The following is a 22,277-nucleotide window of genomic DNA, read 5'->3' as shown; positions in this document are numbered from 1 at the left end:
GTTCGTATGGCGGAGTGTGTGAGAAATCATGGCATGATGCGGTATGGATGAAACAGAATTTGCCTGGCGGCAGTAGCGCGGTGGTCCCACCTGACCCCATGCCGAACTCAGAAGTGAAACGCCGTAGCGCCGATGGTAGTGTGGGGTCTCCCCATGCGAGAGTAGGGAACTGCCAGGCATCAAATAAGTGGAAAGCCCTGTACTGACGTACAGGGCTTTTTGCTATGGGGAATTTGGGTTTTTTTGTTCGATGTTTGTCCGAAAATCGTAATTGTTTACTCATTTAACGCCTGTTTCTTATCGCGACCTTCGCCTCATTTCCCGTTCTTTATAACCAGATCCTCTAAATTAATAACTGAAGCTGAAACATTTTCACTTACCACTTGCACGCTCGACATCTTAAACAAAACCCGTTATCTTCGGCTATCTAGAAGTCTAAACGTATAAATGGATGCAGTGAGGAAGTTGTTATGCCGATCCGGGTTCCAGATGAACTACCAGCCGTGAATTTCCTGCGCAATGAGAACGTCTTTGTCATGACGTCATCACGTGCGAAAACCCAGGAGATCCGTCCTCTTAAGGTGCTGGTTCTCAACCTGATGCCGAAAAAAATTGAGACCGAAAATCAGTTTTTACGGCTGCTTTCAAACTCTCCTCTTCAGATTGATGTACAGCTGCTGCGCATCGATAGCCGTGAGTCTAAAAACACCCCCGCAGAGCATCTGAACAACTTCTATTGCGACTTTGAAGACATTCAACATAACAACTATGACGGTCTGATCGTCACCGGTGCGCCTCTGGGATTGGTCGACTTTTGCGATGTGGCCTACTGGCCGGAAATTGAGCGTGTCATTCACTGGGCGAAAGAGCATGTAACATCGACGCTGTTTGTCTGCTGGGCGGTTCAGGCTGCACTGAATGTACTTTACGGTCTGCCTAAAATGACGCGTGAAGCCAAGCTCTCAGGGGTGTACCCTCATCAGACGCTGCAACCTCTGGCGTTACTGACCCGCGGTTTTGATGAAAGCTTCCTCGCTCCGCATTCTCGTTATGCAGATTTCCCCGCTGATGTGCTTCGCCAGCATACGGATCTGGATATATTCGCGGAATCTGAAGAGGCGGGAGCGTATCTCTTTGCGACGAAAGATAAGCGTATGGCCTTCGTGACGGGACATCCTGAATACGATGCAGGAACGCTGGCCGGAGAGTATCTGCGCGACGTCTCAGCGGGCTTATCTCCGGAAATGCCTTACAACTACTTCCCGCAGGATAACGCCGAGTTGTCACCGAAGGCGACCTGGCGGAGTCACGGTCACCTGTTGTTCACTAACTGGTTGAATTATTACGTTTATCAGATCACGCCGTTTGATCTGCGCCAGATGAATCCAACCCTCGAGTAATCCCCTTTTCACGTTTTCAGCAGACGATCTTGCCGGTCGTCTGTTCATCCTCTTTTTATCCCTGTGACCCTTTTCTCAAATCTCTTTCTGTTCTTCGTACTCTTATCTCGTTCGAAATTCATTACCATTTTATGAAAAAATAATTTACGCATATCTCATTGATTAAAAATAAGTCTTTTTATATTTGAAAATAAAATGGAAATCGTTTTTGATTTTATAGAATTCACGATTACGCTTAAATCTATCGGGCAATAAATAACCAGAGGAAAATTGCCTCAGAAATATGAGTGCGTCTCCGGTGTATTTTCAACCGTAACAGCGTCTGTTCAGTGAAGCGGTCTGGCAGATTAAGCAGATAAATCAGGAGAAAAGCGATGTCAGAGCAAATTACACGCAGTCAGCTTGGCTTTACGCGTCGTTTTGGCGAGAACGAAGCGCAAATGCTGACCGAAGAGGCCGTGGAGTTTTTGTCCGAGCTGGTCGTGCATTTTACCCCACAGCGTAACCGCTTACTGGCTGACCGTATTGCCGTGCAGCAGAACATAGATCAAGGTACATTGCCTGATTTTATTTCGGAAACTACTTCCATTAAAAATTCAGACTGGAAAATACTCGGGATCCCGGCTGATTTGCTGGACCGCCGCGTAGAGATCACCGGTCCTGTTGAACGCAAGATGGTAATCAATGCGCTCAATGCCAATGTGAAAGTTTTTATGGCGGATTTTGAGGATTCTCTGGCTCCGGACTGGCAGAAAGTCATCGAAGGGCAAATCAACTTACGCGACGCGGTGAACGGGACGATCAGCTACACCAATGAATCCGGGAAAATTTATCAGCTCAAGCCCGATCCGGCCATCCTGATTTGCCGTGTCCGTGGGCTGCATTTACCCGAAAAGCATGTGACCTGGCAGGGCGAAGCTATTCCCGGTTCGCTGTTCGATTTTGCTTTGTATTTCTTCCACAACTACCGCGCTTTGCTGGCAAAAGGCAGTGGCCCTTATTTCTATCTGCCAAAAATGCAGTCTTATCATGAAGCTGAATGGTGGAGCGAGGTCTTCAGTTTTGCCGAAGACTATGCCGGATTATCTCGCGGTACGATTAAAGCGACGGTACTGATTGAAACCCTGCCTGCTGTTTTCCAGATGGATGAAATCCTTTATCACCTGCGGGATCATATCGTCGGCCTGAACTGTGGTCGCTGGGATTACATCTTCAGCTATATCAAAACATTGAAGAATCATGCTGACCGCGTATTACCCGATCGTCAGTCCGTGACCATGACTCAACCTTTCCTCAGTGCGTACTCGCGCCTGCTGATTAAAACTTGTCACCGCCGTGGCGCATTTGCGATGGGTGGCATGGCGGCCTTTATTCCCAGCAAAGACGTTAAGCGCAATGAATGGGTGCTGAACAAAGTCCGGACAGATAAAGAGCTGGAAGCGAATAACGGACATGATGGTACCTGGATCGCACACCCCGGGCTGGCTGACACCGTGCTTGAAGTATTTGACAAAGCGCTGGGCAACCGTTCAAACCAGCTGGATGTCTTGCGGGATGAAGATGATGAAATTAACGCCGGACAATTGCTCGAACCTTGTTCCGGCGAACGCACCGAAGAAGGTATGCGCGCCAATATCCGCGTCGCAGTGCAATACATTGAGGCCTGGATTTCCGGTAATGGCTGCGTGCCGATTTACGGGTTGATGGAAGATGCCGCCACCGCTGAAATCTCCCGGACATCGATCTGGCAGTGGATCCACCATGGCAAGTCGTTAAATGACGGTCAACCCGTCACGAAACCGCTGTTCCGCCGCATGCTCAATGAGGAAATGCTGGTCATTCAGCAGGAGTTGGGCGAACAGCGTTTCAGCGCAGGTCGCTTCACACAAGCCGCGGCACTGATGGAAAAAATCACCACACAGGATGAGTTAATCGACTTCCTGACCCTGCCGGGCTATCAGCTGCTGGCCTGACTCTTCTTACCCTACACATAAAAAAGACCGGAGCATTTGCCATGAAAACGACCCGTACTCAGCAAATTCAGCAGCTTGAAGAAACCTGGAACCAGCCGCGCTGGAAAAATATCACGCGACCTTACACGGCGGCAGAGGTGATCAGCCTGCGTGGCTCAGTAAACCCTGAATGTACATTGGCTCAGCACGGCGCGGCACGTCTGTGGAATTTACTGCATGGCGGTTCGCGTAAAGGTTATGTGAATTGCCTCGGCGCGCTGACCGGCGGGCAGGCATTGCAGCAGGCAAAAGCCGGGATTGAAGCTATTTATCTTTCCGGCTGGCAGGTGGCTGCCGATGCTAATACGGCTTCCAGTATGTATCCGGATCAGTCGTTATATCCGGTGAATTCGGTGCCTGAAGTGGTGGCGCGGATTAACAATACTTTCCGCCGTGCGGATCAGATCCAGTGGGCGAATAACATTGAACCCGGTCAGCCCGGCTATACCGACTATTTTCTGCCGATTGTGGCCGATGCTGAAGCCGGTTTTGGTGGCGTACTCAATGCGTTTGAACTGATGAAATCCATGGTTGAAGCCGGTGCTGCAGCCGTTCATTTTGAAGATCAGCTCGCTGCTGTTAAAAAGTGCGGGCATATGGGCGGAAAAGTTCTGGTGCCAACACAGGAAGCGGTACAGAAACTGGTTTCCGCGCGTCTTGCCGCCGATGTTCTCGGGGTGCCGACGTTGCTGGTGGCGCGCACCGATGCAGATGCCGCAGATTTACTGACATCCGATTGTGACCCGTATGACAGCCAGTTTATTACCGGCGAAAGAACGCATGAAGGTTTCTACAGAACGCATGCGGGTATTGAACAGGCTATCAGCCGGGGGCTGGCTTATGCGCCATACGCTGACGTGGTGTGGTGTGAAACATCTACGCCAGATTTGAAACTGGCTCAGCGTTTTGCCGAAGCTATCCACGCCAAATTCCCAGGCAAACTGCTGGCCTACAATTGTTCGCCATCGTTTAACTGGAAGAAGAATCTCGATGATAAAACCATCGCCAGTTTCCAGGATCAACTGGCCGCGATGGGCTATCAGTACCAGTTCATCACGCTGGCGGGCATTCACAGCATGTGGTTTAACATGTTCGATCTGGCTCATGCCTATGCCCAAGGCGAAGGGATGAAGCACTATGTCGACAAAGTGCAGGAACCTGAATTCGCTGCCATCAGCCGTGGCTACACTTTCGCTTCCCATCAGCAGGAAGTCGGAACGGGCTATTTCGACAAGGTCACCACCATCATTCAGGGCGGACGCTCCTCGGTTACCGCGCTGACCGGTTCCACCGAAGAGCAGCAATTCTCCTCCACATCACACTGATTATCTCCTGGCCCGGCGAAATCCGGGCCTTTTCTCTTTTGGAGCCGTCACTATGCGTATAGAACTGTTGATTGCGCAGACTATTTTGCAGGGATTCGACGCACAGTACGGCCGTTTTCTCGAGGTGACCTCGGGGGCGCAGCAACGTTTTGAAAATGCCAACTGGCCAGCGGTTCAGGCGGCGATGAAGCAACGTATTCATTTGTATGATCACCATGTCGGACTGGTGGTTGCCCAGCTTAAATGCATCACCGGTCAGCACTTTTATGATGCCGCATTCCTGATCCGCATAAAGGAATGTTACTCCGAATTACTGCCTGATTATCCCCGGGCTGAAATCGCCGAAAGCTTTTTTAATTCAGTCTATTGCCGGATTTTCAAACATCGTGATCTGACGGCAGATAAGCTTTTTATTTTCAGCGAGCAGCCTGCCAGAAAACCACAAAATTGTTCCCGTCCCTTGTCACGTGAGTATCCGGTGCAGGGCAATCTGATAGCCGCATTATCAAAGGTGCTTGATGACCTGCCGGTACGTTTACCATGGGAAGAGGCGAACCGCGATGTTGATTATATTGCTACGGCATTGCAGCAACGCTTTTCCGCTGAGTGGCTGGCGGACGCTGATATTGAGATCGCCACCGAGATTTTTTATCGCAATAAGGCGGCGTGGATTATCGGGAAAATCAGGGCAGGGTCGCAGGTATTCCCGCTGTTGTTGCCGGTACATCTCAGTCATCAGAATCAGTTGTTTGTGGATACCTGTCTTACTGAAGGTAATGATGCCAGCATAGTTTTCGGGTTTGCGCGCTCTTATTTCATGGTGTACGCCCCACAACCCGGCGCGCTGGTTGAATGGTTGCGTGAGATATTACCGGCGAAAACCACTGCTGAACTTTACAGCGCCATCGGCTGCCAGAAGCATGCAAAAACTGAGTGTTACCGTGAGCACTTACGCTTTATGGCGCAGACCGACGAGTCTTTTATTATTGCGCCGGGTGTCAAAGGCATGGTTATGCTGGTCTTTACTTTGCCCGGCAGTGACCGGGTATTCAAAGTCATTAAAGACAATTTTGCACCACAGAAAGAAGTCACCGAAGTACAGGTTATGGCCTGCTATCAGTTAGTGAAAGAGCATGACCGCGTAGGGCGGATGGCCGATACGCAGGAGTTCGAACATTTTGTTCTGCCGAAGAAAAATATTAGTCCTGAGCTGATGACTGAATTACACCGAGAAGTGCCGGCTAAAATTGAAGATCTGGGTGACAGCATTGCGCTTCGTCATCTGTATATTGAACGGCGTATGACGCCGCTGAATTTATATCTGGAGCAGGCCAGTGATGCGCAGCTTCATGATGTGATAGAGGAATATGGCAATGCAATCAAACAACTGGCTGCGGCAAATATCTTTCCCGGCGATATGTTGTTTAAGAATTTTGGCGTGACCCGTCATGGTCGTGTGGTGTTTTATGACTACGACGAAATCTGCTACATGACCGAAGTGAATTTCCGCGACATTCCCGCACCACGTTATCCTGAAGATGAACTGGCCAGCGAACCCTGGTACAGCATTGCGCCCGGTGATGTTTTCCCGGAAGAATTCCGGCATTTCCTGTGCAGTGACAAGCGTCTTGGCCAGATTTTTGAGTCGCTGCACGACGACCTGTTCAGCGCCGGTTACTGGCGCGGTTTACAGCAGCGTATCAGTGAAGGTCATGTGGAAGATGTGTTTGCTTATCGCCGTTCTCAGCGCTTTAGCCGCCGCTAAAGCGCGTAATCGTCCCGCCATATTTCGGCGGGATTTCAGTGCCCTGTCAGTGTTTCCCGCCGCCGTACGCCTGCGTAATTTCTTTCGCCGCATGGATCACCAGAGCACCCAGCTCCGTCACCCGGTCATCAGTGATGCGCGAAATCGGGCCAGAGATGGAAATCGCCGCATACGCATCATTATGTTCGTCGTAAATGCAGGTCGCCACACAGCGCAGGCCAAGTGCATGCTCTTCATCATCAAAGGCATAGCCGCGTTTACGTGTGTCCGCCAGCTCCTGCTTCAGGTTCGCCGGAGAGGTTTTTGTCAGCGGCGTATAGCTGTGCAGGCCAATCTTATGCAGCAGTTTTGCCAGGCGTTCTTCCGGTAATGTCGAAAGAAAGGCTTTACCGGCACCTGACGCATGCATTGGTAATTTGCCGCCAATCGGCGCGGACATTCTCATCAGCGCATTGCATTGCACCTGATCGATAATGATCGCCTGATAATCACTGTGATCCAGTACCGCCAGATTCACCGTTTCGCCGGATTCCTCCATCAGGCGACGCAACATCGGGTGCACCATCGCCAGTAAATTCCGGCTTTGCAGGAAACTGCTTCCCACAACAAAAGCGTGCGAGCCTATGGTCCACAAACCCAGATCGCCGACCTGACGGACAAAACCTTGTTGCTGCATCGTGGTCAGCAGGCGATGGGTGGTGGAATTCGGCAATCCTGCCTGCTGAGCAAGATCTGTCAGCGCTACGCTGCCTTGCGCTTCAGCGATATATTCCAGCAACTTAAGGCCACGTGTCAGGGACTGCACCTGCCCGGTCGCGGCGCTGCTTGTTGCAGTCGCGGCTTTGGTTTTCTTAGCACGTTTGGCCGGAGCCGATACGGACGTTGCCATGAGCCTGTTCCTTGTAAGATGCGCCAAATGCTGGCGAAGAAAAATCACTTTTGGAATTGGTTTTCGTTTTTACAGTATGGATCGCAACCAGCCTTTGCGCTCATCCGATGTGTTGCACTGCATTTGCGGGATGCCTTCCTGAATTGAAAAAGTCTCACGTCGGCGCGGGCTTTTGGTCGGGGAAGGTATGCTAGGATGTTGACCATAATTTCCGGCGCATGAATGCACAATTTGCCGGGTGTGAGTGACGGGTGATGAGGTGAAAGTGACTAATCGAGTTGAGGCGCTACATAAGCAACTGGCACAGCGCATTTTGGTTCTGGACGGCGGCATGGGCACCATGATCCAAAGCTACCGTCTGGAAGAAGAAGATTACCGTGGCGAACGTTTTGCTGACTGGGAAAGCGATCTTAAAGGCAATAACGATCTTCTGGTCTTGTCTAAACCTGAAGTGATCGTCGAGATCCATAACGGTTATCTGGCTGCTGGCGCCGATATTCTCGAAACCAACACTTTTAACTCCACCACGATTGCGATGGCTGACTACCATATGGAATCGCTGTCGGCTGAAATTAACTATGAAGCAGCCCGGCTGGCGCGTCAGTGCGCCGATGAGTGGACCGCCCGCACACCGGATAAACCACGTTACGTCGCCGGTGTGTTAGGCCCGACCAACCGTACGGCGTCGATTTCCCCTGACGTCAACGATCCCGCTTTCCGTAATGTGTCTTTCGATCAACTTGTCCAGGCCTATCGCGAATCGACCCGTGCGCTGATTGAAGGCGGCGCAGATTTGATCATGATCGAAACCATCTTTGACACGCTCAACGCCAAAGCCGCCACATTCGCGGTTGAAAGCGAGTTTGAAGCGATGGGCATTGTATTGCCTGTGATGGTTTCCGGCACTATCACTGACGCTTCCGGCCGTACGCTATCAGGCCAGACGACAGAGGCTTTTTACAACTCACTGCGCCACGTTAAACCACTCACTTTCGGTCTGAACTGCGCTCTGGGTCCTGATGAATTACGTCAGTATGTTGCTGAACTATCACGCATTGCAGAATGTTATGTCACGGCTCACCCGAACGCCGGTTTGCCGAACGCTTTCGGTGAATACGATCTGGAAGCCAAAGAGATGGCTGAGCACATTGCCGAATGGGCGCGCTCGGGCTTCCTGAACATCGTTGGTGGCTGTTGTGGTACCACGCCGGCACATATTGCGGCGATGGTGAAAGCTGTCGAGGGCGTACCGCCACGTGCGTTGCCGGTTATCCCGGTTGCCTGCCGTCTTGCAGGGCTGGAACCACTGACTATTGATCCGCAGACGCTGTTTGTGAACGTCGGTGAACGCACCAACGTCACCGGTTCCGCCAGATTTAAACGGCTGATAAAAGAAGAAAAGTATTCGGAAGCGCTGGCCGTGGCTCGTCAGCAGGTGGAAAGTGGCGCCCAAATTATCGACATCAACATGGATGAAGGGATGCTCGACGCCGAAGCGGCGATGGTGCGTTTTCTCAACCTGATTGCCGGTGAACCGGATATTGCACGCGTGCCGATCATGATCGACTCGTCTAAATGGGACGTCATTGAAAAAGGCCTGAAATGCATTCAGGGCAAAGGGATTGTTAACTCCATTTCCATGAAAGAGGGTGAAGAAGCCTTCCTGCATCACGCCCGCATGGTGCGCCGCTATGGTGCCGCCGTAGTTGTTATGGCCTTTGATGAAACCGGACAGGCGGATACCCGCGCCCGCAAAATTGAAATATGCCGCCGTGCCTACAAATTACTGACTGAAAAAGTCGGTTTCCCGCCGGAAGACATCATTTTTGACCCGAACATTTTCGCGGTCGCCACCGGCATTGAAGAGCACAACAACTACGCTGTCGATTTCATCGAAGCTTGCGCCGATATCAAAACACAATTGCCGCACGCACTGATTTCCGGCGGTGTTTCCAACGTTTCTTTCTCGTTCCGGGGTAATGAACCGGTGCGCGAAGCTATTCACGCCGTTTTCCTGTATCACGCTATCCGCAACGGTATGGATATGGGCATCGTCAACGCCGGGCAGCTGGCGATTTATGATGATTTACCTGCTGAACTGCGCGACGCCGTTGAAGACGTGATCCTCAACCGCCGCGACGATGGTACTGAGCGACTGCTTGAACTTGCCGAAAAATACCGTGGCAGCAAGGACGATGGCGAAGCCAACAAACAGCAGGCGGAATGGCGCAGCTGGGAAGTCAAAAAACGCCTTGAATACTCGCTGGTGAAAGGCATTACCGAATTTATCGAACTGGATACCGAAGAGTGTCGCCAGCTCGCTGCGCGGCCTATTGAAGTGATCGAAGGTCCGCTGATGGACGGCATGAACGTTGTCGGTGACCTGTTTGGTGCCGGTAAAATGTTCCTGCCGCAGGTGGTGAAGTCTGCGCGCGTAATGAAGCAGGCCGTGGCCTATCTGGAGCCGTACATCGAAGCGAGTAAGGAGAAGGGCCAGACCAACGGCAAAATCCTGCTTGCGACAGTAAAAGGCGACGTACATGACATCGGCAAAAACATCGTTGGCGTGGTACTGCAATGCAATAACTACGAGATTATCGATCTCGGCGTGATGGTGCCCACCGACAAAATCCTGAAAACGGCCATTGAAGAAAATGTCGATATCATCGGGCTTTCGGGGCTGATCACGCCGTCGCTGGATGAAATGGTTAACGTGGCGAAAGAGATGGAGCGCCGCGGTTTCACCATGCCGTTGCTGATTGGCGGCGCGACCACCTCAAAAGCGCACACCGCGGTTAAAATCGAACAAAACTACAGTGGCGCGACCTGTTATGTGCAAAATGCCTCGCGTTCTGTCGGCGTGGTGTCGGCCTTGTTGTCAAAAGATCAGCGTGACGCGTTTATCGAACGCACGCGCAAAGAGTACGACACCGTGCGTATCCAGCATGCACGTAAAAAACCCCGTACGCCGCCAGTCAGCCTTGAGGTCGCCCGCGATAACGCGATGACCATCGACTGGGACAATTACACGCCGCCTGTTGCTCACCGGCTGGGCATTCAGAAAGTAGAAGCCAGCATCGAAACGCTGCGCAACTACATCGACTGGACGCCGTTCTTCATGACCTGGTCGCTGGCCGGTAAATACCCGCGCATTCTTGAAGATGAAGTGGTCGGCGAGGAAGCGAAGCGCCTGTTCAAAGATGCCAATGACCTGCTGGATAAACTCTCCACAGAGAAATTGCTTAATCCGCGTGGTGTCGTCGGCTTGTTCCCGGCAAACCGCAAGGGCGATGACATTGAAATCTATAGCGATGAACGTCGTGAAGACGTGCTGGTCGTCAGCCATCATTTACGTCAGCAAACTGAAAAAACCGACTTCGCCAACTACTGTCTGGCGGACTTTGTTGCGCCGAAATCCAGCGGCAAGAAAGATTACATGGGCGCGTTTGCCGTCACCGGCGGGCTGGAAGAAGACGCGCTGGCTGAGGCGTATGACAAGCAGCATGATGATTACAATAAAATCATGATTAAAGCGCTGGCAGACCGTCTGGCAGAAGCGTTCGCAGAATACCTGCATGAAAAAGTGCGCAAGGTTTACTGGGGCTTTGCGCCGACAGAAAATCTGAGCAATGAAGAACTGATCCGCGAGAATTATCAGGGCATCCGTCCGGCTCCGGGTTATCCGGCCTGTCCTGAACACACTGAAAAAGGTCAAATCTGGAAACTGCTGGATGTCGAAGCCAACACCGGTATGCAACTGACCGAATCCTTCGCCATGTGGCCGGGCGCGGCGGTATCTGGCTGGTATTTCAGTCACCCAGACAGCAAATATTTCGCCGTGGCGCAGATTCAGCGTGATCAGGTGGAAGATTATGCGGCGCGTAAAAAAATGCCTGTCGCCGAAGTCGAACGCTGGCTGGCGCCGAACTTAGGTTACGACGCCGACTGATCCTGAATACTTCCGCGCTCAGGAGGTGAAAACAGGCAGAAAAGTAAAGCGTCTGCGCCATGGATGGCGCGGTTCGAGCCATCAGGGACGATTTTACGGCGTCTATACGATCTGCCTGTTTTCACTGATTCTGACATTCATCCTCAGCCCTCGTCCGGTTCCACCTGCTATTTCTCTGTTTTCTTTAAATCAGTTCACTTCAACATCAATGTGCAGCGCGTCATAGCGCCAGTATTCAAGATCGCAGTCGATAACCCGGTCGTGCTGGTCGCGGTTAATACGCGTAATAAACAGCGCCGGACTGCCGGAAGCAACTTTCAGCGCATGTGACGCTTGTTCAGGCAGCAATGTCGGCACCATGTCGAAACGCACGCGTCCATAGTGGATGTCATAGCGGGATGCGTACAAATCAGTCAGCGATGTCGTGAGATCCGCGTCAAGAATGCCCTGAAAATACAGAGGATTAAGATAGTGCTCGACGTACAAAACCGGGCGTTTATCGATATAACGCAGCCGGCGGATACATATCACCTCACTCTCAGACGGTAACAGTAACTTCTGGCAGACAGTCTCACTGGCAACGCAGTGCTTCGCATCGATCACTTCGGTCTGCGCGCTACGTCCCTGATCTTTCGCCATCGCGTGAAAGTGACTTCTTTGCAACGGGTTGTAAACAATGCGGGGCGGTGACACAAACCAGCCACGGCGCACTTCCCGGTAGATCAGTCCCTGTGCCTCAAGCTGGCTTAATGCTTCCCGTATTGTGATACGGGTTGTGGAAAATTGTTCACTTAACGCCCGCTCAGAAGGCAGCCTTCCCTCGGCAGAAAATGCCCCGGCCGCAATACTTTCGCTCAATGCCTTGCAGATAACGGCAAGGGTGGTCTGCGATTCACTCATCGGTCAGCAAGCCTCATTTCAGTGCATTTTTGCACCAATCCGACTCTTTATCGCGTAAATAATGTGCGCGTGTTAACAGCGATAAGCTTAAAACTGCTGCTTTTTCACGCTGACATATAATTATCACAATTGAGCGTTAGATTGGCTTGGTTCTTGCTGGACTAGACCAGCACTTCACACACTACCATCCGGAGCATCCGTTATGAAACAGTTGTTCGCTTCTGTGTTAACCAGCGCGCTTGTCCTCTCCTCCTCATCGGTATTTGCCGCTGAGCCTCCTGCTGAACTCCTGAAAGCGGCGCAAGCCGAAGGAACCGTAAACAGCGTCGGTATGCCTGATGACTGGGCGAACTGGAAAGCCACCTGGAGTGATCTGAATACCAAATATGGCCTGAAACACAGCGATACCGACATGAGCTCCGCGCAGGAAATTGCGAAATTCCTGGCGGAAAAAGACAATGCCAGCGCTGATATCGGTGATGTGGGGGCGGCCTTTGGTCCGGTTGCTGTTTCAAAAGGTGTGACTCAACCTTATAAACCTACCACCTGGGATCAGGTGCCAGACTGGGCGAAAGATAAAGACGGTATGTGGGCACTTGCTTACACCGGCACCATTGCTTTTATCATTGATAAATCTCAGGTCAAAGATGAGCCTCACAGCTGGGCTGATCTGCTGAACAGCAAATACAAAGTGACCATCGGTGATGTGAGCACGGCAGCGCAGGCCGCGAACGGCGTGCTGGCGGCAACGTACGCGATGGGCGGCAATGAAAAGGATCTGAAACCAGGTCTGGAATATTTCGGCAAACTGGCGAAAGCAGGGCGTCTTAGCCTGACTAACCCGGTCATTGCTTCTCTGGAAAAAGGTGAAGTGCAGGTCGGCGTGGTCTGGGATTTCAATGGTCTTAGCTATCGCGACAAAATCGACAAGACCCGCTTCGACGTGGTGATCCCCTCTGATGGCACCATCACTTCCGGCTATACCACCATCATCAACAAATTCGCCAGGCACCCGAATGCCGCCAAACTGGCGCGTGAATACATCTTCTCTGATGCAGGTCAGATCAACTTAGCGCAGGGTTATGCCCGTCCAATCCGTGCTGATCACATCACGCTGCCCGACGATGCCAAAGCCAAACTGCTGCCTTCCAGCGAATACAAAAATGCTCACCCTATTGCCGATCCGGCTGCATGGGATAAGAGTGCCAAAACCTTGCCTCGTCTGTGGCAGGAAAACGTCATGATCAACATGCAGCAGTAATCCATTAAGCAAAAATAAGAAAAACCGGACAGCGAACGCATTGGTTCAATGACAACACCTGTTTGAAACGAAAGGCATAAGTGTAATGAAGAGCATTCTGGTAGTACTCGACGGCCTGAATTATCAGGTCGGCAAAGACGCAATGGGTTATTTACAGGCTCAGTGTGCCGCAGGACGCGGCCGCTTGTATCAACTGGAATGCGAACTGCCATCGCTGTCCCGGCCGCTTTATGAATGCATCCTCACCGGCATTACGCCGGTGGTGAGTGGGATTGTGCATAACCACGTTGACCGGTTATCCACGCAACGCAGTATTTTCCATTATGCCCGCGACGCCGGTCTGACCACGGCGGCTGCGGCTTATCATTGGGTCAGCGAATTGTATAACCGCACGCCGTTTGACCCGCCGCGTGACCGCCATACCAGCGATGAGTCGCTGCCTATTCAGCATGGTCATTTTTATTACGATGACGGTTACCCCGATTCGCATTTGTTCGATGATGCAGAAAGCCTGCGCCGTCGGCATGACCCCGATTTTATGCTCATCCACCCGATGAATATTGATGATGCCGGCCACAAATTTGGCCTGTCGACGCCGCAATACCGCAATAAAGCACGGACGGCGGACGGCATACTTTCGCGCTATCTGGGCGACTGGCTGGATGCCGGTTATCAGGTGATGGTGACCGCCGATCACGGCATGAACGATGACCGCAGCCACGGTGGTATTTTGCCAGAAGAGCGCCAGGTGCCGCTGTTCGTGTTCGGCAGTGCGTTCAGCTTGAAAGACGCCGCGCCGTTGCAAACTGAGCTGTGCGGCACCGTTTGTCAGATCCTGAATATTGCCCACGACAAGCCACATTGCGCGGCATTACTGGCCTGAATCCTGTCACTTTTAGAGGATAACCGATGAAAGCTAAGTGGATTGCGGCGCTGTTTATGTTGCCATTTCTGGTGTTTTTCATCGCTTTTCAGCTGGCGCCGCTGGCCTGGATTGCGGTGAGCAGTTTTTACAGCGAAACCTATGAAGCCTGGGGGCTGGGCAATTACAGCGATATTCTGACGTCACCTTTTTATCTGCAGGCGATGCGCTTCTCTCTGGATATTTCCATCTGGTCGAGTTTGTACGGCTTACTTATCGCGTTAGTGGGTAGTTACTCACTTCGCCAGTTGGGTCCGACAAAACTTCACGATTTCGTGATGTCATTTACCAATATGACCAGCAACTTCGCGGGTGTACCGCTGGCGTTCGCCTTTGTGATTTTGCTCGGCCTGAACGGCTGCCTGACGCTGCTGCTGAGAAAATATGGCCTGATGGAACACTTCGACCTGTATTCGAAAGACGGGCTGATTGTTCTCTATACCTATTTCCAGATCCCGCTTGGTATATTGCTGATGTATCCGGCATTCGATGCCCTGCGCGAAGACTGGCGCGAATCTGCAGCGTTGCTGGGTGCGGGGCGCTGGAGTTACTGGCGGTATATCGGCATTCCGGTGCTGTTCCCGGCGCTTATGGGGACCTTTGTGATTTTGCTCGCCAATGCACTGGGCGCGTATGCCACGGTCTACGCGCTGACCACAGGCAACTTTAACGTGGTGCCTGTGCGTATTGCGGCGCTGGTGTCGGGAGATATTTCGCTCGATCCCAATATGGGCAGTGCGCTGGCGATGTTACTGGTGGTGCTGATGGCGTTTATCACGCTGATCCATCAGTGGTTATTGCGTAAAAGCTATCTCAGTCAGCGCAGCTGATTGCCTGAAAAAGGAACGTAAGATGTCGCGCTCTGAAGCGATTTACCACCGTGTGGTGATCTGGGTTTTACTGATTGTCCTGATGTTGCCGTTGCTGGCGACGCTGGTGTATGCGCTGGTACTGGAATGGGGCGCCACCATTTTGCCGAGCGGCTTTACGCTGAAATGGCTGGTGGAACTGTGGAGCGATCCGCGATTCCTGATCGCGCTCTGGCACTCGCTGCTGGTGTGTTTCGGCACGCTTTTCCTGTCGCTGGTGCTGATCCTGCCACTGATGTTTGTGATTGCTTACTATTTTCCGAAGCTCGACGCGCTGATGAATATCCTGATCCTGCTGCCGTTTGCCGTGCCGCCGGTGGTGTCTTCAGTGGGGCTGATGCAGCTCTATTCCGCTGAGCCGCTGGCGCTGACCGGTACGCCGTGGATCCTGATTGGCTGTTACTTCACCATCGCCTTGCCGTTTATTTATCGCGCCATTTCTAACAACATGCAGGCCATCAATCTTCGTGACCTGATGGATGCGGCGCACCTGCTCGGTGCCAGCACCTGGAAAGCCGCGCTGCTGGTGGTATTACCGAACTTACGCAAGGGCGGAATGATTGCCGTGCTGCTGTCGTTCTCGTTCCTGATCGGGGAATTCGTATTCGCCAACCTGCTGGCGGGCAGCCGTTATGAAACGGTGCAGGTTTATCTCTATAACATGCGCAATGGCAGTGGCCATTTCACCAGCGCATTGGTTATCTCCTATTTCATGGTCGTCCTGATTTTCACCTGGGTGGCGAACATGCTGAACAAAGGAAAGAGCTGATTATGTCGTATTTGCAGGTCACTCAACTCAACAAGTCTTACGGCCCGACACAGATTTTCAACAACATTGATTTCTCGGCAGAAGAAGGCGAATTCGTCACGCTGCTGGGGCCGAGCGGCTGCGGGAAATCCACGCTGCTGCGCTGTCTGGCCGGGCTGACTTCGGTCGACAGCGGAAAGATTTTCATCCAGGGGCAGGATATCGTGCCGTTGCCACCACAACAGCGCGGGATCGGGATGGTCTTCCAGAGCTACGCGCTTTTCCCGAATATGACGGTGGAAGCCAACGTCGCGTTTGGTCTGAAGATGCAGAAGATACCGGCTTCCGAACTGCATCGCCGCGTGGGCGAAGTGCTGGAACTGGTGGAAATGAATGATTACGCCAAACGTTATCCGCATCAGCTTTCCGGCGGTCAGTGTCAGCGTGTGGCGCTGGCGCGCTCGCTGGTGACTCAGCCGCGTCTGCTTCTGCTCGACGAACCCCTTTCCGCGCTCGATGCCCGTATCCGTAAGCATCTGCGTGAGCAAATCCGCCGCATTCAGCGCGAAATGAACCTGACGGCGATTTTCGTTACTCACGATCAGGAAGAAGCACTGACCATGTCAGACCGGATTGTGCTGATGAACAAAGGACAAATCGTCCAAAATGCCGATGCCGAAACCCTGTATACTGAGCCTGTGGATGCGTTTGCCGCGGGCTTTATCGGCAGCTACAACCTGCTGAGCCCTGAACAGGCGATGGCGCTGACCGGCATTACTTACACGGGCTGCGTTGCCATTCGTCCGGAGTCGGTGACGATATGTGAGCTGATTGAAGGCATTCCGGCTAAAGTTCTCAGCCACAGCCTGCTTGGTAATGTGGTGCGTTATCGTGTTATAGCGCATGGAGTCGAGCTTTCTGTGGATGTGTTAAACCGTTCTGTGGCCTCACTTCGCGCCGATGGCAGCGATATTGGTCTACAGTTAGATCTTGTTACGTTACGGGAAGTTGCATGAAACTGGCGCTGTTTGATCTCGATGAAACCCTGATTAGCGGCGACTGTTCCAGCCTCTGGTCTGCCTATATGGTGGCGAATGGCTGGGTGGCAGATGAGCAGGCGTTCCTGCAACAGGATGCCGCGCTGATGCAACAATATGCCGTGGGTAAGATGGACATGCAGGAGTACATGCGCTGTACTTTGGTGCCACTTACCGGACGCAGCGAAAGTGACGTCGCGGCAATGGTCGCGGGTTATATTCAGGCTGTGATTGCACCGCGCATTTATGCGCAGGCGCGTGAGTGTCTGGCCGCTCACCGCGCACAGGGCGACCGGACGGTGATTATTTCCGCGTCCGGAGAGCATCTGGTGCGTCCGATTGCCCGTTACCTCGGTGTTGAGGAAACGCTGGCGATTGGTGTTGAAATAAAAGACGGGCGCTTTACCGGCGCCACGCAGGGGATGATGACCTATCGCGAAGGTAAAGTGTCGCGTTTGCTTGAACTCATCAATCAGGACGATTCCCTGCTGCAACAAGCCAGTTTCTATTCGGATTCCCATAATGATCTGCCCTTACTGACCCGTGTGGGTCAGCCGGTGGCCGTGAATCCGGACGCCATCCTGCTCCAGCACGCCCGGCAGGCAGGATGGCCGGTCTATGCCTGGCGTTAATGGAGCTGTTCTTTCGTGTTAACCCTTTTGCATCTGTTGTCTGCTATTTCTTTACTCGTATGGGGTACGCACATCGTGCGTACCGGCATCATGCGTGTCTTTGGCGCCAATCTGCGCCGTGTGCTGAGTAACAGTGTCGAGAAAAAACCGCTGGCCTTTGTCGCCGGTATTGGTGTGACCGCACTGGTACAAAGCAGTAATGCGACGGCGCTGCTGGTGACGTCCTTTGTTTCGCAGGGGCTGGTTGCGCTGGCACCGGCGCTGGTGATTATTCTCGGCGCAGATGTCGGGACCGCCGTGATGGCGCGTATCCTGACGTTCGATCTGTCCTGGCTTTCCCCGCTGCTGATTTTCGTCGGTGTTGCTTTTTTCCTCAGCCGCAAGCAAACCCGCGCCGGACAAATGGGGCGTGTCTGTATCGGGCTGGGTCTGATTTTACTGGCGCTGGAACTGATTGTGGGTGCGGCAACGCCGATCATGCAGGCGTCCGGCGTAAAAGTACTGTTCTCATCCCTGACCGGTGATGTGCTGCTCGATGCCCTGACCGGCGCAGTCTTTGCCATCATCAGTTATTCCAGTCTGGCGGCGGTGTTGCTGACGGCAACGCTCGCCGCAACCGGCGTTATCTCACTGAAAGTGTCATTGTGTCTGGTGATTGGTGCCAACCTCGGCAGCGGGCTGCTGGCGATGATCAATGCCAGCAAAATGAACGCCGCAGGCCGACGTGTCGCGCTGGGCAGTACGCTGTTTAAACTGATTGGTTTAGTGATTGTGCTGCCGTTTGTCGGGCCACTTTCGACGCAGCTGGCGCGACTGGGCATTCCGGACGAAGAGCTGGTGATCTATTTTCACATGTTCTACAACCTGATCCGCTGTCTGGCGATGGTGCCACTGACCGCGCCGATGGCGAAGATTTGCCAGCTGATGATTGCCGATGTGCCGGAAGATGACCCGCGTTTGCGTCCGCGCCATCTGGACGTCAGCGCGATCGATACCCCGACGCTGGCGCTGGCTAATGCCGCGCGTGAAACGTTGCGTATGGGCGACGTGGTCGAGCATATGCTGATCCTCAACCGCGAAGTGATGCACGGCAAACTGGCGCAGGATCGCGAAGTCCGCCGTCTCGACGATGATGTGGATGTGCTCTACACCGCCATCAAGCTGTATCTGGCTCAAATCAATAAAGAAGGTCTGGGCGAAGATGATTCACGCCGCTGGGCTGAAATCATTGAAATGGCGCTGAACCTCGAACAGGCCGGTGACATTATCGAGCGCATGACCGGCGATATCACGGCCAAATCTCACGCCACGCGCCGGGCATTCTCGCCGGAAGGGCTGGTGGAGCTGGATGCCTTACATGAAAAGTTGCAGGATAACCTGCGTCTGAGTCTGGGTGTTTTTCTGTCGAATGACCTGACCAGTGCGCGCCGTCTGCGCCGCTCTAAACACCGTTTCCGTATTCTTGACCGCCGTTATGCGCACGCTCACGTTGACCGTTTGCATCAGCATAACGTGCAAAGCATTGAAACCAGTTCGCTGCACCTCGGGTTGCTCGGCGATATGAAACGTCTGAACTCGCTGTTCTGTGCGGTGGCGTATAACGTGCTGGATCAGGACGAGCAGGAAGATGAACAGCGCGAACCGAATGACGATATGAAACGGGTTTAACATCATCGTTCGTTAAGAAAACAAATGGTTCGTTAAGAAAACAACGGGCGCTGTAAAAAGCGCCCGTTGTTTTATAAGAGGAGAGTTAATCTTTTTTAACTGGTTTACCGGACCAGTAACCGGCGAGCAAAGAACCCGACAGATTGTGCCAGACCGAGAACAACGCACCCGGCAGCGCGGCCAGCGGGGTGAAGTAAATTTTCCCCAGCGTCGCGGCTAAGCCTGAGTTCTGCATCCCGACTTCCATCGCCAGCGTGCGGCAGGTGGTTTCATCGAAGCCAAACAGTTTTCCGCCCCAGTAACCGCTCAGCAAGCCTATGCCGTTGTGCAGGATCACCGCCACAATCACGATAAGGCCGACGGAGCCAATAAAGCCCTGACTGCCCGCGACCACGGCGCTGATAATTGCCACGATGCAAATCATGGAAAAAAGCGGCAACAGCGGTTCGATGCGTTTCACTGTTTTCGTGAACAGATGATGAATAATCAGACCGGCTAAAATCGGGATCACCACGATCTGCAAAATACTCAGCAGCATGCCTTCCACATCCACCTTGATGTGCGTATCAACATACAAACGAGTCAGCAGGGGTGTAGCGAAAACGCCCACCAGCGTGGAAACAGCCGAAATGGTCACGGAAAGCGCAACGTCACCTTTGGCAAGATAAATCATCACGTTAGAAGCCGTTCCGCTGGCCACGCTGCCGACCAGGATCATGCCCGCCGATAAATCTGCAGGCATATGGAACAACTTCGCCAGCACCCATGCGGCCAGCGGCATCACCAGATAATGCAGGAACGTTGCCGCGGCAACCGGGCCGGGACGGGAAAGCACGCGTTTGAAATCACCGAATTCGAGAGTAACGCCCATCGCGAACATAATCAGCATCAGCAGTGTGGAAACGTGCGGGCCGATTGGGGTGAATGTGCCGGGCGAATAATAGGCCGCGACGGATAACAGCACGGCCCACAGCGGAAACAGGCGGGTTATTTTGGCTAACATTGAGGATGATCCTTGTCTTTGTTGTTTTGCAAAAGTACAGACAAAAAAAAGACCGGGCACATGGCCCGGTCTTCTCAGATACCGCGCCCGTCGTTATTCGAACAGGTTACGGTGTAGAGTTTTAACGACCTGATCGGCATCATTGCCCGGCACCAGGAAGCACAGGTTGTAACTGCTTGCGCCGTAGCAAATCATGCGGATATTGAACGGATCCAGCACGCCGAACACTTCTTTGCCGACGCCACAGGCCTGCGACAGCTTGTTGCCGATGATGGCGACCAGCGCCAGATTTTCTTCCACTTCCACGCGGCACAGTGAGGATAATTCTGTCAGCAGCGAGGTGGTCAGCAGGCTGGCATCAGAAGAGGTCGAACCGGTGGTATCCAGCGTCAGCGCTACGCTGACTTCGGATGTGGTGATGAGATCCACGGAAATGCTGTGACGCGCCAGAATGCCAAACACTTCGGCGAGGAAACCGCGCGAATGCAACATGCTCAGGCTGTGCAGCGTGACCAGCGTTTGTCTGCGACGCAGGGCAATCGCGCGGAACAGCGGCGGGTTGTCAGTGGTATCACATACTAACGTGCCACCGCCCGACGGGTCTTTGCTCGACCCGACAAACACCGGGATCCCGCGACGTACTGCCGGCAGTAATGTGGCAGGATGCAGAACTTTCGCGCCAAATGTCGCCATTTCAGCGGCTTCTTCAAAGGCGATATGATCAATGCGTTTTGCCGCGGGCACCAGACGTGGATCGGTGGTGTAAATCCCCGGTACGTCGGTCCAGATATCGACACGGACGGCGCTCAGCGCTTCGCCCAGCAATGCAGCGGTGTAGTCACTGCCGCCACGGCCAAGTGTCGTGGTGCGGCCTTTGCCTTCAGAACCGATAAAGCCTTGTGTGATAACCAGCGCGTCCTGCAGTCGCGGTTGCAGTTGCTGAACGGTAAGTTCGCTCAGTATCTGCGTGTCCGGTTCAGCACGACCGAAACGATCGTTGGTGCGCATGATTTTACGCACGTCGAACCATTCCACCGGCACGTTGCGCTGGCGGATGATTTCTACAAATAACAGCGTGGACATCAGCTCGCCGTGGCTGACCAGTTCGTCGGTCAGTGCCGTTGATGTCGCGAGGCTGGCAGCTTCGGACAACATGGCGATGTTTTCCAGCATGCGGGTCAGCTCTTCGCGGATCACCGTCGGATTGTCCAGACGGTCAATAATGGCATTCTGGATACGGCGAATTTCATCAAGCAGGAACGCCCGGCGTTCGGCTTCTTTGCCTTCGGCCAGCTCGACTAATAAATTGGTGACGCCCGCAGAGGCGGAGAGAACAACCAGACGCACTTCAGGGCGCGACAGAACGATATCTGCACTGCGATTCATGGCGTCGAAATCCGCTACGCTGGTACCGCCGAATTTGGCGACGATAACGTTGCCCAGAGGCTGCGGGTTGGCGTTGCGGGTTGCTGCGTAATTCATGTAAAACCTCGTGTCAGGGTCGTCATACCAGACGGCCATCTATTCCATAAACTTTAAGAATTGGCACAAGGGGAGAGCGGGAAGGGGGCAGACGTAGAAATGCTACGATACACCCAGAAGCGCCCCACCTTGTCAACATCCTCTCGGATGCCCGGTGACAACCCAGGGGATTCAGCCCCTGTAGTCGATCATATGCCTGCCGCGGGCTTCAGACCTCGGCGTCGCTCCCCCTGATGTACCCTCGTAGGATTCGGCTCCTCCGATACACTTCCTGGGCGACGCGCCTCTTCTGGCTCACGCGACACGCGCGCGAGTTAGGTGCTTAGGAATAACGGGTTATGGCGCGTCTGTCAACGGTCTCGCGGCCCATGCGCCACATTTTGAACGATTCTCATCTAATATTGTTCTCTGTCAT

At 53.1% G+C, this 22,277-nt stretch carries 16 protein-coding genes, 1 rRNA gene and 1 riboswitch; of the genes, 13 read left to right on the top strand and 4 right to left on the bottom strand.

Annotated elements, in window-relative coordinates; genetic code table 11:
• Positions 1-62 precede the first annotated feature (62 nt).
• From rrf to aceK, 5 genes are all read left to right on the top strand, one after another.
• Positions 63-178 (top strand): 5S ribosomal RNA (gene rrf / locus ACM615_RS17290).
• A 292-nt stretch (positions 179-470) separates the two neighbouring features.
• Positions 471-1,400: a homoserine O-acetyltransferase MetA gene (gene metA / locus ACM615_RS17285; protein WP_129638026.1), complete on the top strand. Its 930-nt coding sequence runs from the start codon at positions 471-473 to the stop codon at positions 1,398-1,400.
• Between the two features lie 374 nt (positions 1,401-1,774).
• On the top strand, positions 1,775-3,373 hold the full coding sequence (aceB, locus tag ACM615_RS17280) for a malate synthase A (RefSeq protein WP_431012232.1): 1,599 nt from the start codon (positions 1,775-1,777) through the stop codon (positions 3,371-3,373).
• Positions 3,374-3,414: 41 nt separating this feature from the next.
• On the top strand, positions 3,415-4,737 hold the full coding sequence (gene aceA / locus ACM615_RS17275) for an isocitrate lyase (protein WP_159282298.1): 1,323 nt from the start codon (positions 3,415-3,417) through the stop codon (positions 4,735-4,737).
• A gap of 52 nt (positions 4,738-4,789) precedes the next feature.
• On the top strand, positions 4,790-6,502 hold the full coding sequence (gene aceK, locus ACM615_RS17270) for a bifunctional isocitrate dehydrogenase kinase/phosphatase (RefSeq protein WP_431012231.1): 1,713 nt from the start codon (positions 4,790-4,792) through the stop codon (positions 6,500-6,502).
• Between the two features lie 46 nt (positions 6,503-6,548).
• Here the strand turns inward: aceK and iclR are convergent, their stop codons facing one another.
• Positions 6,549-7,391, bottom strand: coding sequence for a glyoxylate bypass operon transcriptional repressor IclR (iclR, locus tag ACM615_RS17265; protein ID WP_112287093.1), 843 nt, complete (start codon positions 7,389-7,391; stop codon positions 6,549-6,551).
• A 265-nt stretch (positions 7,392-7,656) separates the two neighbouring features.
• On the opposite strand from iclR, the gene metH reads away from it, so the two are divergent.
• Positions 7,657-11,340 (top strand): methionine synthase, encoded by a 3,684-nt coding sequence (metH, locus tag ACM615_RS17260; RefSeq protein WP_132966221.1) that lies wholly within the window; start codon positions 7,657-7,659, stop codon positions 11,338-11,340.
• 189 nt (positions 11,341-11,529) lie between these two features.
• Here the strand turns inward: metH and ACM615_RS17255 are convergent, their stop codons facing one another.
• Positions 11,530-12,240: a UTRA domain-containing protein gene (locus tag ACM615_RS17255; RefSeq protein WP_112287092.1), complete on the bottom strand. Its 711-nt coding sequence runs from the start codon at positions 12,238-12,240 to the stop codon at positions 11,530-11,532.
• Between the two features lie 202 nt (positions 12,241-12,442).
• Between ACM615_RS17255 and ACM615_RS17250 the strand changes: the two genes are divergently transcribed.
• The 7 genes from ACM615_RS17250 (at position 12,443) to ACM615_RS17220 (ending at position 19,377) form a co-directional block, all read left to right on the top strand.
• Positions 12,443-13,501, top strand: a complete 1,059-nt coding sequence (locus ACM615_RS17250) for an ABC transporter substrate-binding protein (RefSeq protein WP_129638033.1) — start codon at positions 12,443-12,445, stop codon at positions 13,499-13,501.
• Positions 13,502-13,586: 85 nt separating this feature from the next.
• Positions 13,587-14,384 carry an alkaline phosphatase family protein gene (locus ACM615_RS17245; protein ID WP_112287090.1) on the top strand — a complete coding sequence of 266 codons (798 nt, stop codon included), beginning with the start codon at positions 13,587-13,589 and terminating at the stop codon, positions 14,382-14,384.
• Positions 14,385-14,410: 26 nt separating this feature from the next.
• Positions 14,411-15,253 carry an ABC transporter permease gene (locus tag ACM615_RS17240; RefSeq protein ID WP_431012230.1) on the top strand — a complete coding sequence of 281 codons (843 nt, stop codon included), beginning with the start codon at positions 14,411-14,413 and terminating at the stop codon, positions 15,251-15,253.
• 22 nt (positions 15,254-15,275) lie between these two features.
• Positions 15,276-16,061, top strand: coding sequence for an ABC transporter permease (locus ACM615_RS17235; RefSeq protein ID WP_113876665.1), 786 nt, complete (start codon positions 15,276-15,278; stop codon positions 16,059-16,061).
• A 2-nt stretch (positions 16,062-16,063) separates the two neighbouring features.
• Positions 16,064-17,056: an ABC transporter ATP-binding protein gene (locus ACM615_RS17230; RefSeq protein ID WP_431012229.1), complete on the top strand. Its 993-nt coding sequence runs from the start codon at positions 16,064-16,066 to the stop codon at positions 17,054-17,056.
• Complete coding sequence (locus tag ACM615_RS17225; RefSeq protein ID WP_129638035.1) at positions 17,053-17,709, top strand: HAD family hydrolase; 657 nt, start codon at positions 17,053-17,055, stop codon at positions 17,707-17,709. The genes ACM615_RS17230 and ACM615_RS17225 overlap by 4 nt, the downstream gene beginning before the upstream one ends.
• A gap of 15 nt (positions 17,710-17,724) precedes the next feature.
• Positions 17,725-19,377: a Na/Pi cotransporter family protein gene (locus ACM615_RS17220; protein WP_112287085.1), complete on the top strand. Its 1,653-nt coding sequence runs from the start codon at positions 17,725-17,727 to the stop codon at positions 19,375-19,377.
• Between the two features lie 85 nt (positions 19,378-19,462).
• Here the strand turns inward: ACM615_RS17220 and panS are convergent, their stop codons facing one another.
• Positions 19,463-20,380, bottom strand: coding sequence for a ketopantoate/pantoate/pantothenate transporter PanS (panS, locus tag ACM615_RS17215; RefSeq protein ID WP_112287084.1), 918 nt, complete (start codon positions 20,378-20,380; stop codon positions 19,463-19,465).
• Positions 20,381-20,473: 93 nt separating this feature from the next.
• Positions 20,474-21,862 (bottom strand): lysine-sensitive aspartokinase 3, encoded by a 1,389-nt coding sequence (lysC, locus tag ACM615_RS17210; RefSeq protein ID WP_112287103.1) that lies wholly within the window; start codon positions 21,860-21,862, stop codon positions 20,474-20,476.
• A 109-nt stretch (positions 21,863-21,971) separates the two neighbouring features.
• Positions 21,972-22,159, bottom strand: a riboswitch (Lysine riboswitch).
• Positions 22,160-22,277: the final 118 nt, after the last annotated feature.

The sequence above is a fragment of the Rahnella sp. PAMC25617 genome, assembly GCF_050606005.1.
Classification (GTDB): domain Bacteria; phylum Pseudomonadota; class Gammaproteobacteria; order Enterobacterales; family Enterobacteriaceae; genus Rahnella; species Rahnella variigena.
The sequence above is the reverse complement of the archived record's forward strand: the minus strand, read 5'-3'. Positions and strand labels throughout refer to the sequence as shown.

What these genes read in the sequence shown, in the direction of transcription:
- ACM615_RS17245 (WP_112287090.1), top strand. Translation starts at nt 13,587, where the DNA reads ATGAAGAGCATTCTGGTAGTACTCGACGGCCTGAATTATCAGGTCGGC.
- ACM615_RS17225 (WP_129638035.1), top strand. Translation starts at nt 17,053, where the DNA reads ATGAAACTGGCGCTGTTTGATCTCGATGAAACCCTGATTAGCGGCGAC.
- panS (WP_112287084.1), bottom strand. Translation starts at nt 20,380, where the DNA reads ATGTTAGCCAAAATAACCCGCCTGTTTCCGCTGTGGGCCGTGCTGTTA.
- ACM615_RS17240 (WP_431012230.1), top strand. Translation starts at nt 14,411, where the DNA reads ATGAAAGCTAAGTGGATTGCGGCGCTGTTTATGTTGCCATTTCTGGTG.
- aceK (WP_431012231.1), top strand. Translation starts at nt 4,790, where the DNA reads ATGCGTATAGAACTGTTGATTGCGCAGACTATTTTGCAGGGATTCGAC.
- aceA (WP_159282298.1), top strand. Translation starts at nt 3,415, where the DNA reads ATGAAAACGACCCGTACTCAGCAAATTCAGCAGCTTGAAGAAACCTGG.
- aceB (WP_431012232.1), top strand. Translation starts at nt 1,775, where the DNA reads ATGTCAGAGCAAATTACACGCAGTCAGCTTGGCTTTACGCGTCGTTTT.
- ACM615_RS17250 (WP_129638033.1), top strand. Translation starts at nt 12,443, where the DNA reads ATGAAACAGTTGTTCGCTTCTGTGTTAACCAGCGCGCTTGTCCTCTCC.
- metA (WP_129638026.1), top strand. Translation starts at nt 471, where the DNA reads ATGCCGATCCGGGTTCCAGATGAACTACCAGCCGTGAATTTCCTGCGC.
- ACM615_RS17255 (WP_112287092.1), bottom strand. Translation starts at nt 12,240, where the DNA reads ATGAGTGAATCGCAGACCACCCTTGCCGTTATCTGCAAGGCATTGAGC.
- iclR (WP_112287093.1), bottom strand. Translation starts at nt 7,391, where the DNA reads ATGGCAACGTCCGTATCGGCTCCGGCCAAACGTGCTAAGAAAACCAAA.
- ACM615_RS17230 (WP_431012229.1), top strand. Translation starts at nt 16,064, where the DNA reads ATGTCGTATTTGCAGGTCACTCAACTCAACAAGTCTTACGGCCCGACA.
- lysC (WP_112287103.1), bottom strand. Translation starts at nt 21,862, where the DNA reads ATGAATTACGCAGCAACCCGCAACGCCAACCCGCAGCCTCTGGGCAAC.
- ACM615_RS17235 (WP_113876665.1), top strand. Translation starts at nt 15,276, where the DNA reads ATGTCGCGCTCTGAAGCGATTTACCACCGTGTGGTGATCTGGGTTTTA.